This is a genomic window from Deltaproteobacteria bacterium (genome assembly GCA_016933965.1).
In the GTDB taxonomy this organism is placed as follows: Bacteria; Desulfobacterota; Syntrophia; order Syntrophales; family UBA2210; genus JAFGTS01.
Window position 1 is genome coordinate 1 of the sequence record JAFGTS010000021.1, and the last position, 14,594, is coordinate 14,594.

The window sequence follows — 14,594 nt, forward strand, 5'->3', positions numbered from 1 at the left end:
GCCGCCGCCATACTCCCCGCCGGGACCGGCGATACCGAAGAATTCCGGCGCGAATCCCTGGTGCACCCATTTCACGTTCAACACCCCCGCCCGCCGAAAGTAGGCGAGGTGGTCCTCCACGTTGGTACAGACAAAATCATGGGCCAGGGCCAGCGGCACCATCCAGTCTTCAAGGGGGATCATGGTGAACCAGAGGATCGCCGTCGCACCCGTTTTCCTGATCCCCTCGATCAGGCCCGGACTCAGCTTTTCACCCTTCAGGGTCAGGACGAAGGCAGGGCGCTCTCTCTCGACAAGTTCCGGGATCTCCGTCTCGAAGCGGTCGTGGGTCCGGTAATCATATCCCACCACGCAGTACCCGAGCCGCTCCATGCCATCGATCATGTAGCGCCCCGAATTGAGCGGCTCATCCATGGGCCCGCAGAACAACACGGTTTCTCTTCGTCGGACACCGTCTTTCATGCACCCTTCCCGTCATCACCGGACCAGTCGCCTGAGGATCCACGACAGGAACCAGACCGTCATGGCCGGGGAATCGTTCATGATGGTCATCGAACGCTCGCAACGGAAGGCGGGCTCCTCCGGAATGGTCCGTTTTGCTTTCTGTATCCGGTACTTCTCCGGTTCTTTCCGGTATCGTTTCTTCAACCGCCTGAGGCGGGTTCCCTCGGGCGCTTCCAGGTAGACCATGATATCGGCGTGATCGATGAAGCGGCCTGGTATCCAGTTGGAAAAAAAGAGCACTTCCGCACCTGCGGAACGAACAAAAGCTGCTATTTCTTCTTTCCCTCCCTTGAGCTTATCCCATTGAAGGCGCCAGAACCGGGTCGTGTAGACCGTGTTGTCATCGATGACGGCGACATCATCTTTTCCAAAGGAACCGAATCCGAACCTGACACACTTTTTGACCATGTGGGTCTTGCCGGAACCGGGAAGTCCCGCCACGGCGACGATCACCGTCCGCCGGGAATCAAGGAGCGCCTCCACTTCCTCGCGCAGCCGTTCCAGCCCCTTTTTCCCCGAAAATGTTCCCAGATCGATCATGGTCACCTGTGAGAGGGTTGCCGGCCTCGTTCTCCGCCCGTATCACCTATTCGTTCCATCTGCAGGGCGACGGCCGGCAGCACTTCCTCGACGGTCAGTTCGTCGAGGCAGCGGCTCCAGCTTCCGTTTCCATCACATCCCTCTTTCCGGCAGGGAACACAGTCCCAGTTCTTCCGGACCACTATGTCTGCGGCACCCCGGGGGCCCCAGCGCTCCGGGTCCTGGGAACCGAAAAGGGCCACCACCGGCGTCCCGACGGCTTCCGCGATATGCATCGGTCCGGAATCGACGCCGACAAACAGCGCCGCTCTGCCGATGAGGGCCTTCAGCTCCTTCAGGTTTACCTGCCCTCCCAGGTCGTGAACGGTATGCTCCGCCCTCCGCCGGATCCCGTCGAGAAAGGTCCGTTCCCTCTTATCGGGACCGCTTATCAGGACCGTTGGAACATGCCATGTATTATGGAGATAATCGCAGAGGGCCGCGTATCCTTCCATGCGCCACATCTTGTATCCTTTCGGTGCCGTGGGATGCACGACGGCGTACGCATCGACCGCGGATATTCCCGCCGCCGAGAGACGGTCGTTGCAGGCTGCCTCATCTTCCGCGCTCCAATAGAGAACCGGATCCCTCCCGGCCGGCCCGCATGCGAGATGTTTCAGCATCTCAAGCTGATGGTCGACGATATGGAGCCCCGGCGCCGGGTTCACCGTTTCCGTAAAGAGGAAATGGCGATCGAAGGTTTTTTTCTTTCTGGAACGGAATCCGATCCGACGCTTCGCGCCACTGAGAAAACCGTACAGCGCCTCGCGGTCCGACCCGGTGAGGGCGATGAACAGATCCGCCTTCAGGTCACGGATGTCCCTGATGAGATGCCATTGCGACATCACGTCGGCGAGGGCGTTTTTCCCCCTTTTCAGGACCAGCACCCGGTCCACGAAGGGAAAGCCGTCCAGGACCCCCTCAGTACCCCGGTTCACCAGGACCGAGATGACCGCCCGGGGGTAACAGCTCCGCAGCGACCGGAGCAGGGGTGTGATGATCACCACATCCCCCAGATGCCGCAATTTACTGACAAGGATATGTTCGTATGCTTCAGGCATGTCCGTTTTTCATTCTGTCAAGGTGATCATAAATATCGAGGATCTTGTTCACATGCCACTCCCAGGTGAAGTGCTGCAGGAGACGGTCATTTACCTCTTCCATACTGCCCCTGTCGAGTTCCAGTGCCTTTTTCACCTTTTCTGCTATCTCTCTGTCATCAAGGGGGTCCTCGACGACGTATCCGTTCTTCCCCTCTTCAAGCATTTCCGCGGCGCCGCATATCCGCGTCGTGACAACGGGAATGCCCGCCGCCAGGGCCTCGAGGCAGACATTGCCGAAGGGTTCGTAAATTGTCGGGAAAACGAGAACATCGCTTGCCTGATAATACTTTTCAACATCCGACACGGGGCCCACGAAATGGACCGCAGGTCCCACGCCGAGCTTCACCGCCAGGGACCGGTACGAGGCGACGCTGTCCTTCCCCACCACGATCAGATGTGTTCCCTTCCCCAGGCGGGCCATGGCCCGGATCGCCGCGGCAACTCCCTTGCGCCTGAACCCTGACCCGACGAAAATGAGGACCCTGTCTTCCGGCGCAATGTTCAGGGTTTTCCTGATCAGACGCGAATTTTCTATGGCCTCGCGCGACCGGAAGCGATCGGTTTCGACGGGATTGTAGATGACCCGTATCTTTTCGTCGGGAACACCGTAAAGTTTCATGATCTCTTCTTTGCCCCGCTTTGAATTGGCTATGATCATCCGGTAATTGCCCTCGGCAAAGATCCGTCCTTCTATCCAGAGCAAGGCGAAATTGAGGGGATTGAAGGCATTGAAGATAATTTTATACCAGGGGTCAATTTTCTTTCTCTGCTTCAGCCATTCCCGGTGACAGCCGTCGCCGGCCCGAAACACATCCTGGTAGATGGTACGCTCAAAACTGTGAATAATATCGAATGGTTCGCTTTTCAGCAGGCGGCGGGCGTTGAGGGCGAAGCTGAGGACCTCCAGCACGGACAGACCCGTTACGACGGGCACATGGTGGAAGGTTATTCCCCTTGGACCCGTTCCCGGGGTTTCCTTTTTTTTCCACCCACTGGAAAAGAGGTGAATTTCGTGTTCCGAAGCGGCCAGGCACTGCGCCAGTGACGCGAGGTATCTTTCTGCCCCGCCGAAATCGGAATACTTCTGCCGTACCAGGGCGATTTTCATGGGATCTGCCTGCCTGTCATGATGTGTGCTCCCCGCCTCCGCGGGTTCCCGCGGCACAACCGGTCCCCGGGGGCTGCTCACTTCCGGTACAGGGGTTCCGTTCCCGGTTCCTTCCAATCGGCGAGAAGTTCGCAGAGCTTGGCGTATTTGTAAAATATTTCTTCAAAGTTACCCAGGGAGATCATGAACCCCGCCCAGCCGTCAAGAATGCCGCCCTTGATGAGCCAGGTGTGAAAAAACGCCCAGGTCGCATGGGACAGGGCCTTTCCCATGGTTGCCGAATCACCCCAGGAACGGAGCTTCACCGCGCCCAGGTCCGAATAGCGCTGGATCTTCTGCAGTCGCTCGGCGAAGTTCTCAAAGGGGACCTGCCAGATGGCCTTCTTCAGGTATCCCGGAGCCGTATCGGTTTGCAGGTCGTAGCCTTCATGGACCTCATCCTGCCGGTATACCACGGCTCCCTTTCTGAAAAGCTGGGGCTGCCGGTAATCGGGATAATACCCTGAGTGTCGCATCCACCGCCCCATGAAAAAATTCCTTCTCGGCATGAAGTAAGCGTCCCGTGCGTCGGGCGCGTTGATGACCTGGAGGATCTCGTCGCGCGCTTCCGGCGTGCAGCGTTCATCGGAATCGAGACTGAATATCCAGTCATGGGTACAGGCGGCCACGGCCTGATTCCGCAGATCACCGAATCCCTTGAATTCCACCTGTACCACCCGGGCTCCCAGTTCGGACGCGATCTGGGCGGTCCTGTCCCCGCTGTATGAATCGACGAGGACGATCTCATCGGCCCAGAGCACGGACCTCACGGCATCCCCTATCTTGCTCTCCTGATTGTAGGCGATTATATACACGGAAATCTTGTTCATTTCATTCCTCCACTATCGGTCGCTGTCGGTAAGGAACCGGTGTGTTTCGATGCATGGGTGTCGAGGATGGGGAGCGGCACTGCATGTCAGAAATGCTTCAGGGGCGGCTTTCCAATGGGAAACACATTGTATCCGATCTCAAACAGCTTCCTGTGATCCAAAATATTCCGCCCGTCAAAGACGAAGGCGGGCTTGTTCATTACCCCGTATATTCTCTCGTAGTCAAGTTCTTTAAAGAGGTCCCACTCGGTGACGAGGGCCAGGGCGTCGCATCCGGCCGCGGCTTCGTAGGGGTCGGCCTCGAACTCCACCGTCCCGGCCGTGCCGGCAAGGTCCTTCCCGGCATTCCTCAGCGCCTTCGGGTCGGTGATGACCAGACGGGCCCGTTCCTCGATCAACCGTTTCGCGATGTGAATAGCGGGACTCTCCCGGGTGTCGCCGGTGTTCGCCTTGAAGGCGAACCCCATGAGACAGATACGCTTACCCGCCAGTGTGTCGAACATGGCATTGAGTATGCCCCGAACGAAGCGTTCTTTCTGGTATTCGTTGATGGCCACTACGCTTTCCCAGTAATCGGCGACCTCATCGAGTCCGTAATGGCGGCACAGATAAACCAGGCTGAGGACATCCTTCTTGAAGCAGGACCCACCGAAACCGACGCCGGCGTTCAGGAATCTGCCGCCGATCCGGTGGTCCATTCCCACTGCCCGGGCCACCTCCGTAATGTCGGCCTCCGTTTTCTCACAGAGCGCCGTGAAGGCGTTGATCGATGAAACCCGCTGGGCCAGAAAGGCGTTCGCCACCAGTTTCGACAGCTCACTGCTCCAGATATTCGTGGTGAGGATCTTCTCCCGGGGGACCCAGTTAAGAAAGATATCCATCAGTTCATCACGGGCCTTGAGCCCCCGGGGTGTCTCGCGGGAACCGATCAGGACCCTGTCGGGCTCCATAAGGTCACGGATCGCCGTCCCCTCGGCGAGGAATTCGGGATTGGACAGGACATCGAAATGATATTCCGTTCCCGTTGCCGAAAGGATCCGCTCCATGGCAAAGGCCGTCTTGACGGGAAAGGTGCTCTTTTCAATGATGATCTTGTCCGATCCGGCATGTTCGCGGATCTGCCGGGCCGTTTTCTCCCAGAACTGGAGATCGGCGGCCATGCCCGCACCGGTACCGAAGCTCTTTGTCGGTGTATTGACACTGACAAAAATGATCTCCGATTCCCTGATACCTGCCGCGATATCGTCGGAGAAAAAGAGGTTCTTTCCCCGTGTCGCCCGCACTATTTCATCGAGTCCCGGTTCGAAGATGGGCAGTTCGTCGGAATTCCACTGGTCGATCCGCTCCTTGTTGACATCGACGACGGTCACCTTGTGCCGGGGACACTGATGGGCGATCACGGCCATCGTGGGGCCTCCCACATAGCCGGCGCCGATACAGAGGATATGTTTTTCAAAACTCATGGGGGCCGTCTCCCTTCTTCCCGTAATACTCCCGGTACCAGTCGATGAATTTTCCGAGACCCTCCTCTATGGTCGTGCGCGGCCGGTATTCCACGGTTTCCATGAGGTCGTCCACGTCGGCAAAGGTCTCCGGGACATCGCCGGGCTGCAGGGGGAGAAAATCCTTTTTCGCCTCTTTCCCGACGGCGTTCTCGATGACCGAGATGAACCGCATCAGTTCCACGGGCTGGTTGTTCCCGATATTGTAGATCCGGTACGGCGCGAAGCTGGAGGCCGGATCGGGCGCTGTGCCGCTCCAGCCGGCATCGCCCCGGGGAATATGGTCGATGAGCCTCAGGATACCCTCGATCACGTCATCAACATAGGTGAAATCCCGCTTCATCCGTCCCTGGTTGAAAACCTGTATGGTGCGACCCTCGAAGATGGACCGGGTGAAGAGGAAATAGGCCATGTCGGGCCTTCCCCAGGGACCGTAAACGGTGAAGAAACGCAGACCCGTGCAAGGGATCTTGAACAGGTGGGCGTAAGCATGGGCCATCAGTTCGTTCGCCTTTTTCGTCGCCGCGTAAAGGCTGATGGGATGGTCCACATTGTGATGGACGGAAAAGGGCATGGCCCGGTTCGCACCATAGACCGAACTTGAAGAGGCGAAGATCAGGTGTTCCGTCCCGGCCTTCCGGCATTCCTCGAGGATGTTGGTGAAACCCACCAGGTTGCTCTCCACGTAAACATAGGGATTCTTCAGGCTGTGCCGGACCCCGGCCTGGGCGGCCAGATGTATCACCCGGTCAAAACGTTCGCCGGCGAAGCAGCGTTCCAGAAGCTCCCGGTCACAGATATCCCCGTGAATAAAGCGGAACCGGTCATGGTCCTCGAGCAGGGCGAGGCGGTCCTTTTTCAACTGGACATCGTAATAGTCGTTCAGATTATCCAGGCCCGTCACGGCGACTCCCTGCCCCAGAAGAGCACGGCTCAGATGGAACCCGATAAACCCCGCTGCACCCGTTACTAGAATGTTCATGCCGGCCATCCTGACACGTTCTCCCTGAGGCCTTCACCCGATGGACGCAACCGGACGCCTCCGCTCATATTCCACAGCTCATACCGATCATTCGTCCAGGCGTTTCGCCTCGTCTATCAGCATGATCGGAATATCGTCCCTGATCTCGTAGAGGAGTCGGCAGTTATCGCAGATCAGCCCGTCCCCCGCTTCGTTCAGATATATCTCCCCCTTGCATTGGGGACACACCAGAATTTCAAGCAGTTCTTTTTTTATCACCATGATTATCTCCCGTTCCGGTCATTTCACCTCGACAGGGTTCAGTTCAAGTATTTCCCGTGCCTGTGTCCGGTACAGCTCGACCAGGTTCAGCAGGATGACGGCCACTTCCTTATGCAGATCACCGTATATCCTTTTCCGCATGTTCAGGGCGTCATGAAAGGCCTCTTCGGCAAGATCGTAGTCCCGGGAAAGGAGAAATATCATTCCCATGTTGTTGTAGGTTGTCGCCTTTTCCCGTGCGTCACCCTTGAATTCGCGGTCGACGAACTCAACCATCTCCTTGCCGGCTTCCAGAGCTTCCCGGATCCTGCGGCCGTTTATCAACTCGATGAGTGCAGCGTTCTTTTCCTGCCATCGCTCCTCCCTGGTCTTCTTCGGTTCCCCGGCACCGTCCTTTTTTTTCCTTCCCAGCATACTCACCGGTCCTCCCCGGCATGTTTCCCCGTTTCATGCCGGCTCAATTCCCTCTTGATATATTGATTGAACAGCACGCCGCCAACGATCAGAAACAGTGAAAAAGCGGCCCCTGTCGCCGTCAGGACCGCGTGCACGGGCTGCCGGAGATAATAGAACCCATAGGTCATCAATTCCCGCACCATCGAGAAGAAGAGGAGCAGCAGGCCGGCGATGCCGATCAGCATGGCCGCAATGGCCGCCATCTGCCACTTCAGGTAGTCTTCAGCGATCGCCTCGCCTGGTGTCGCTCCGTGCTTCCGTCCCTCGTCACCGGCAGTCCCCACCAGGGTCACCCCCTCCTGCACCACGGTCATCTCAAGGGATGCCCCGCAGACCGGGCAGACAAAGAACTCGGATTCGTCAGCCACGACAACAGTGGAGAAGCATTCGGGACATTTGACTTCTCGTTCCAGAGGGACCTCCGGCCTTCATGTTTTCCGGCTACACCGCCGATACCACGCTTTCGGAGACCTCGTGAAAGGGAGGCCGCCGAAACACGGGGGAACATCCGTAAATGTTCCCTTTCATTCCACAAAGTGACGCCGGAAGTCAAGGATTTTGCAATCCCCGGCGGCCCGCTCTCCGGTCGCGGAGCTGCGCTTCCCCCATCGTTCATCTCATCGCTTGATCCTGCCGGGAAGGATATAGACATAGGGTTTCCGAAGCACCGCTCGGTGCAGGAACCTGTCGAACCGTCGCAGGGCAAGGTAGAGACGCCAGATCATGGCATCCTCCCGATAATAGGCACGCACTTCCTTTTCGGTGACAGCCGCCACCGCCAGTTCGGGGGCGTCGTTCCGGAAGAAGTCGTTCACCCGGTCAACGAGCGGCCCGACAAGATCGGGACGCTGTTCCTTGTAGAAGTTCGCGATCAGGTCGACGGCCACCAGGTGAAAATCGTAGTACCGGGTCATGACATCCTCGAGAAAAAGCCACCTGATGAGCCAGACCAGAAAGGACGGCGCGCTCCGGAGAAAAAGCTCGGGGTCGAGCTGTTCCACACCATCCCTGGTCATCAGGGGGGTGCTCGTATCGAAATAATAGAAGGCTGCGTCATCCCCGATGCGTGGTTTGACGCTGCCGTCATACCCGCGCAGGGCCCAGTTCGATATCTGGCCGTCGAAGCCGATCCTCACACCGCTCCCGGCACCGTTGAAACGCCAGACCCTCTTCATTTCTTTCAGGAGGCAGGAAACGAGGATGCCGATGGCATCATCGTCCAGGTGGTGGAGCAACTGGTTGCCGATCGACGCCGAAGGAAGCCGCCGCTGGGCGATGTAGACGATCAGGTTCCCCCGCTCGGGAAGGACGCGAACCGTCAGGGATTCCGGAACCTCGATGTGGATCGTTTCCCGGATGAGCCGGTCGTATTCCTCATACAGGGTCTCATACCGGGACATCTCATCGACGGACCTGAAGAGCGGCATCCGTTTGAAGGCATACCCCGCGAGGGCGGGATGGGCGATCTCGAAGATGGTGCTGATCTCACCGTAGCCGATGATCCTGGCCGGCATCCGGCTTAGTTCGGGCCTTCGGGGGTCGAGACCGGCTTCAAATTCCCGGAGCAGTTCAGCGTCGATGGGTTCCCCCATGCTCTTCCCTTTCTCATCCTACCGGCTCAGGTTGAGAAACCGCTTCGCGTCATCCAGTGCCCGGTCGACCCGCTCGACGATCTCCTCCGCAAGCCCGGCGTCGATGATGAGGGGCGGAAGCAGCTGGCTGACCCGTGTGTCGTTATTTGCGTACACGCTCAGGATGCCGTTGTCATAACAGGTCTTCGACAGGACCGGCCCGCAGGCCTCGTTGACCATTTCAATTCCCATCATGAGCCCCAGCTGCCTAAGCCCGACAAGGATCTCAGGGTGTTTGCGCTGCAGCATTTCAAAACCGCCGGTGAATATGGCGGCCGTTTCATTGACCCGATGAAGGAATCCCGGCTCGGAAGATATGGCAAGAACGGTCCGCGCAACCGGACAGCCCACCTCGGCGCCGCCGAAGGTGGACACATGGATGAAGGGATTCCCGCGGAAAAAGGATTCCAGGTCGTCCCTGAAACAGGTGGCGCTCATGGGATAGATGCCTCCCGAGAGTCCCTTGCCGATCACCACGATGTCGGGCGTAATACCGGAATGCTCTATGCCCCAGAGTTTTCCCGTCCGCCCGAGACCGGTCTGCACCTCATCGATGATCATCAGCGCTCCCCGCTCATCGCAGACCTTCCGAACACGGGCGAAATACTCATCATCGGGAATGACGATGCCGGCGGTGGCCGGTACGGTTTCGAATATCAGGGCCGCCGTACCATCATCCACGGCTGCTTCCAGCGCCCCGATATCATTGAAGGGTACCTGGACGAACCCGGGCTGCTGCGGGCCGAAGGGGGCACGGTATCGTTCATCACCGGTCGCCATCGCCAGCCCCGTATGACCGTGATACCCGCCGGCAGCCGACAGTACAGTGAACCGCCCCGTGAATCCCCGGGCAAGCTTGATCGCCAGGTCGATGGCTTCCCCACCGCCGACACCGAAGACGGTCCGGTTTACATCGCCCGGCATGAGGCGGGCCAGGTCCTCCGCCAGGAGCGCCCGCTGTTCGCTGATCAGGTGATGGTTGCCGATATCGAGTTCTTTCAGGCTCTCTTCAAGGGCGGCGATGACGGCGGGGTTCCGGTGACCGAGATTGAAGACACCGCCGTTGCAGTGACAGTTGATGAGCCGTTTGGAGGAGACGGCGTCCCAGACGAAGGGTCCCTCCCTGCGTCCGAAAACGAAATCGATGCCGACCGATGCGAAGAACTCCGCCTTTCCCGAGGACACATGCCCGGCGAAACGCCCGATAATACCGTCCTTGCTGTCGGTACCGATATGTTTCACGTGTTTACCTGGTGCTTACGGGGACAGGCTGATAGTGCCGCCTCCCGGGGCAGGAGGCACGCTATCCATGGTGATCACGCCCGGAATATCGAAGAGCGGATCGATCAGCTCCTCCCCGAGAGAGGTCAGCTCGTTCGCGTGGAACCCGACGGGATTGAGTTTTCGATACTGCTTGACGGGATATGACGCCAGGATCTTCTCTCCATTGAGGCGGTACGCCTTTTCACGCCGGTTCCGTGAAATTTCCACGAAATAATTGTTCCTGGTGCAGTATTTGATAAAGCCGTTCACCTTGCCGGCCAGGTATTTTCTGTCGACAAGCTTGCCGTCAAAGGCGGGAAGCTTCTGATTCTGAACCATTGCGTGCACGTTACGAACGACTCTTTCGATATGGGCCGTGAGGACATCCTTTGTCAGGATGACGTCCTGCCGTGTCTGGCCGCTCACGAGGCAGATCTTCTTCAGATAGTATGCCCCGATCTGGCTGAAGGTGATCGTGTGAAGCCGCTGCAAGGCGCCGAAGAGATATTCGTTGAACTCGTCCTTGGATTTGATGACGAACTGGGGAACCCCTACGTTGACGAATATATCCTTCGCCCCTCGAACGAGGCGGTCCACCTTGACATTGATGGGCAGGATGTAGACCTTTTTCCCGTACTGCCCGTGTATCGTGTCCACCAACTGATAGCAGGCGCTCCGGATCCGTTTCAGCCCGCCGTATCCCCAGGTCGTTCCCTCGGGGAATATCAGCGTCGACATACCCTGCGACAGGCTGTCCCTGAAGTGGTCTATCTGCGCCGATATCTCCTGTTTCAGCTCGTCCTTTTTCTGAAGGGTCTTTTCAATAAAGGGGCGATGGACCGAAGCAACGTTCATGATCCTGAAGAGCATCAGGGGAAGCTGCAATCTGTCAACCAACTTCAGTACGGCCCGAAGGGCTCCGCTCTTCACTCGGAAATTGGTGGAGAGATATTCACCGCTCAAGAAATCCTTTTTCGCCATGACGGAAAAGATGGGTTTCGGCTTGAGCGCCCGGTACACCCTGGAGAGGGCGGGGATCTCGAAATAACTGTCATGGGTAACGGTAAAGATGACCGGAAAGGGAACGTTCTTGAGGTGTTCCTTCCCAAGGAGGCGGTATCGCTGGCCGATCAGCCGCCCGGCGCATGAAAAACCGAAGATAATGGCATCGTAAACGATCTTGCTCTTCGATCCCTTCATGTTCGTCGAACCTCGCAGGCATTGTTCATCGAGTTTCTGTATTATACCTTTTTTTTCCACTTTGTAAAAGGCGCAATTGCAAGGTTGAAATTGTAATAGCGGGGGTCTCCCGACACCTCTTCCCCCACCCAATCGGGCAGAGCCACGTGCTGTCTTTCGTCGTCGAGCTCCACCTCCGCCACGATGAGCCCCCGGTTCTCTCCCTCGAACTCGTCGATCTCCCAGATGCGGCCGCCATATGAAACATGATACCTGGTCTTCTCCACGACCGCTTCCCGGCAGAGATCGTTGATAATCGTCTCGGCGTCACCGACAGGCATGGGATATTCGAATTCGAGCCGGGAAAGACTGCTGAGCCCGGCCTTGACGGTTATGAAGGCATCGGAACCCATGACACGGACCCGGACGATCCGCCGCGGGTCCGTCTGGAGATATCCCTGGCGGCACCGGACGCCGATGGCACCCTTCCGCCAGGCATCACCGGAGACCAGAAATTTTCTTTCAATTTCAAGAGCCATGGTGATCCACTCTCTTTCCGTGTGCAAATTTCATGATTTCAGGCATCCTCCGACCGCCTTCTGAATCCCTTTTGAAGCGGCCATTGAAACGGTCCACTCACATATCGCCCTTTTCAAGAAAACTGTAGTATCCCCGGTGATCGAAAATGACATGATCCAGGACGGGGATCCCCAGGGTCTCCCCGGCCGCCTGAAGCTGTTTCGTCACCGCCCGGTCCTCGTCGCTGGGAGTGAGGTTGCCCGAGGGATGGTTGTGGGCCACGATGATCGCCGAGGCCCGGTCCGTGATGGGATCGGCGAAGACCTCGCGGGGATGGACCTGGGTCCTGTTCACCAGACCTACCGACACCACCCTGCTCGCGATCACCTCATGGGCGCCGTTCAGGGAAAGGCAGACGAAACACTCCTGTTTTCGGTCACCGTAATGCCGCACCAGGGGAAGCACATCGGGTGGAAAGGATATCCGGTATCCCTCGGGGCGGATACGCCGCCGGGCGAACTCCAGTGCGGCCTCTATCATTGCCGCCCTGGCGGGTCCCATTCCCCCGATCCCTTCGAGGGCCTCGATCAACCGGCCCCCGGCTGCCGAATCGACCTCACGGACGACCCGCTCCGCCACGGTCATGACGTCATGTCCCTGCGTTCCCCTCCCCAGCAGGACCGCCATGAGCTCCACATCGGAGAGCGCGGCCGCCCCCTTGTAACGCAATTTCTCCCTCGGCCGCTCATGGCTCGGCATGGCGGCTAACCGTTTTTTCATCCCATTCATCCCCCCCTCGCAGGCATTTTCATACCGGGGCCCTGCCGGTCACCGCTCCATTTTCACCCATATCCGGTAGAGTTTTTCCCCGCTTTCCTCGTAACAGGAATATCCCGTGGCATCGATCTCCTCGACCATGACCTCCCCCAGTTCCCGGCACTGGGCAAGCCAGTGGCGGAAATGCTCTCCACCACCGCAGTATGCCTTGAACCAGCGGTTCCCCTGCTCATCGACCCGTTCGCGCAGGCGCGCCTCCGCGGCCATCAGTTCATTGACCCGTTTCATTTTTTCATTTTTTTCAGACATACCGTCCTCATCGATGATCGCGAGGCGGTATTCGGGGGGATGTCCCGTTCCGGAAACGACCGGTGACGGTCACTCAGAACTCAATACTGCCCGCGGTCCGGGGAAAGAGCATGACGTCGCGGATATTCCTGATCCCCGTTATCATCATGATCAGCCGTTCGAACCCGAGACCGAAGCCGCTGTGGGGAACACTGCCGTACCGCCGGGAGTCAAGATACCACCAGTACCCCTCCTTCGGCAGGCCCATGGCGTCCATGCGTGATTCAAGCACCTCGAGACGCTCCTCACGCTGGCTGCCGCCGATGATCTCACCCACGCCGGGCACAAGGATATCCATGGCGGCCACTGTTTCACCGTCATCGCTCAACCTCATGTAAAAGGGCTTGATGGCCGCTGGGTAGTCATGGACGATAACCGGTTTTTTGAAGTGCTCCTCCGTCAGATACTGCTCGTGTTCCGACTGCAGGTCTCTTCCGTATTCAACGGGATACTCGAATTTCCGACCCGATCCGGTGAGGATATCGACGGCCTCACGATAGGGGATGCGCATGAAGTCGGAAGAAACGATGTTCTCGAGCGTCTCCGGCAGGGACGTATCGACGAAACGGGCGAAGAGCGACAGGTCCTCCCGGCATTCCTCCAGGGCAAAGGCGGCCAGGTATCTCACCAGTTCCTCGCCGAGGTCCATGTCACCTGAGAGATCGCAAAAGGCCATTTCCGGTTCCACCATCCAGAACTCGGCGGCATGCCGCCGGGTGTTCGAGTTGTCGGCCCGGAAGGTGGGACCGAAGGTATAGACATCACCCAGGGCCAGGGCCAGCATTTCCGCTTCAAGCTGTCCCGAAACGGTGAGGTTCGCCTGCCGTTTGAAAAAATCCTGCGAATAGTCCACGGCACCATCCTTCAGGGGCGGGTGAGCCCCGTCAAGGGTGGTCACCATGAACATCTCCCCCGCCCCCTCACAATCGGAAGCGGTGATGATCGGTGTGTGAATGTAATAGAAGGAACGCTCCCTGAAAAACCTGTGGATCGCGTACGCGAGGGCGGACCGGATCCGGAACGTCGCACCGTATTTGTTGGTCCGCGCCCTCAGATGGGCGATGCCGCGCAGGAACTCGTCACTGTGCCGTTTTTTCTGGAGGGGAAAGGAATCGGGGGCGATGCTGATGATCTCGATCTCATGGGCCTTGAGCTCCCATTGCTGCCCCGTGCCCGGCGACGCCACCAGGTCTCCCGTGACGGCCAGGGCGGAACCGGTCGTGATCTTCAGGATATCGTCGTAGTTGCCGAGAGAGTCGTCGGCGATAACCTGAATGTTCGACAGGCAGGAACCGTCGTTCATCTCTATGAAGGAAAACCCTTTCGAGTCCCGTTTCGTTCGCACCCAGCCCTTGACAAGCACCCGCTCCCGGGAATCTCCGGACTGGAGAAGTTCATGGATCTTTGTCCGCTTCATATGTGTTCCTCGTGTGCCCCTCCATGAAAGCCGCCCGGAATACCTGCGGCCCCTGTGGATCACGGGCCGGGGCGGCTCCCGTATCACTCGTCAGAA

17 protein-coding genes are annotated in these 14,594 nt (G+C 58.1%); all 17 read right to left on the bottom strand.

The features are described 5' to 3' along the window. Positions 1-462, bottom strand: a 462-nt coding sequence (locus tag JXO48_04410) for a hypothetical protein (protein ID MBN2283114.1), incomplete at its 3' end; no start/stop codon positions are given. A gap of 15 nt (positions 463-477) precedes the next feature. Next, positions 478-1,044: a hypothetical protein gene (locus JXO48_04415; protein ID MBN2283115.1), complete on the bottom strand. Its 567-nt coding sequence runs from the start codon at positions 1,042-1,044 to the stop codon at positions 478-480. 2 nt (positions 1,045-1,046) lie between these two features. Then, positions 1,047-2,144 carry a putative lipopolysaccharide heptosyltransferase III gene (gene rfaQ, locus JXO48_04420; GenBank protein ID MBN2283116.1) on the bottom strand — a complete coding sequence of 366 codons (1,098 nt, stop codon included), beginning with the start codon at positions 2,142-2,144 and terminating at the stop codon, positions 1,047-1,049. Further along, complete coding sequence (locus JXO48_04425) at positions 2,137-3,351, bottom strand: glycosyltransferase family 4 protein (protein ID MBN2283117.1); 1,215 nt, start codon at positions 3,349-3,351, stop codon at positions 2,137-2,139. The genes rfaQ and JXO48_04425 overlap by 8 nt, the downstream gene beginning before the upstream one ends. 20 nt (positions 3,352-3,371) lie before the next feature. Next, the gene (locus JXO48_04430) at positions 3,372-4,163 is read right to left on the bottom strand and encodes a glycosyltransferase family 2 protein (GenBank protein MBN2283118.1); all 792 of its coding nucleotides are present in this window, start codon (positions 4,161-4,163) and stop codon (positions 3,372-3,374) included. 86 nt (positions 4,164-4,249) lie between these two features. Next, positions 4,250-5,626 carry a nucleotide sugar dehydrogenase gene (locus tag JXO48_04435; protein MBN2283119.1) on the bottom strand — a complete coding sequence of 459 codons (1,377 nt, stop codon included), beginning with the start codon at positions 5,624-5,626 and terminating at the stop codon, positions 4,250-4,252. Beyond that, positions 5,616-6,656: an NAD-dependent epimerase gene (locus tag JXO48_04440; GenBank protein ID MBN2283120.1), complete on the bottom strand. Its 1,041-nt coding sequence runs from the start codon at positions 6,654-6,656 to the stop codon at positions 5,616-5,618. Before JXO48_04440 ends, JXO48_04435 begins: the two co-directional genes overlap by 11 nt. A 78-nt stretch (positions 6,657-6,734) precedes the next feature. Continuing rightward, on the bottom strand, positions 6,735-6,908 hold the full coding sequence (locus JXO48_04445; protein MBN2283121.1) for a Trm112 family protein: 174 nt from the start codon (positions 6,906-6,908) through the stop codon (positions 6,735-6,737). Between the two features lie 18 nt (positions 6,909-6,926). Further along, entirely contained in the window at positions 6,927-7,322 is a 396-nt protein-coding gene (locus tag JXO48_04450) for a tetratricopeptide repeat protein (protein MBN2283122.1), read from the bottom strand. Positions 7,323-7,324: 2 nt separating this feature from the next. Then, on the bottom strand, positions 7,325-7,732 hold the full coding sequence (locus JXO48_04455) for a hypothetical protein (protein ID MBN2283123.1): 408 nt from the start codon (positions 7,730-7,732) through the stop codon (positions 7,325-7,327). Between the two features lie 249 nt (positions 7,733-7,981). Next, entirely contained in the window at positions 7,982-8,956 is a 975-nt protein-coding gene (locus JXO48_04460) for a hypothetical protein (GenBank protein ID MBN2283124.1), read from the bottom strand. Positions 8,957-8,974: 18 nt separating this feature from the next. Further along, positions 8,975-10,237 (bottom strand): aspartate aminotransferase family protein, encoded by a 1,263-nt coding sequence (locus JXO48_04465; protein ID MBN2283125.1) that lies wholly within the window; start codon positions 10,235-10,237, stop codon positions 8,975-8,977. A gap of 15 nt (positions 10,238-10,252) precedes the next feature. Next, entirely contained in the window at positions 10,253-11,458 is a 1,206-nt protein-coding gene (locus JXO48_04470) for a 1-acyl-sn-glycerol-3-phosphate acyltransferase (protein ID MBN2283126.1), read from the bottom strand. A gap of 41 nt (positions 11,459-11,499) precedes the next feature. Beyond that, a complete protein-coding gene (locus tag JXO48_04475; protein MBN2283127.1) occupies positions 11,500-11,976 on the bottom strand; it encodes a CYTH domain-containing protein in 477 nt (158 codons plus the stop codon). Between the two features lie 97 nt (positions 11,977-12,073). After that, entirely contained in the window at positions 12,074-12,736 is a 663-nt protein-coding gene (radC, locus tag JXO48_04480; protein ID MBN2283128.1) for a DNA repair protein RadC, read from the bottom strand. Between the two features lie 48 nt (positions 12,737-12,784). Continuing rightward, positions 12,785-13,042 (bottom strand): hypothetical protein, encoded by a 258-nt coding sequence (locus tag JXO48_04485; GenBank protein MBN2283129.1) that lies wholly within the window; start codon positions 13,040-13,042, stop codon positions 12,785-12,787. A 73-nt stretch (positions 13,043-13,115) separates the two neighbouring features. Then, a complete protein-coding gene (gene asnS, locus JXO48_04490; GenBank protein ID MBN2283130.1) occupies positions 13,116-14,498 on the bottom strand; it encodes an asparagine--tRNA ligase in 1,383 nt (460 codons plus the stop codon). Positions 14,499-14,594 lie beyond the last annotated feature (96 nt).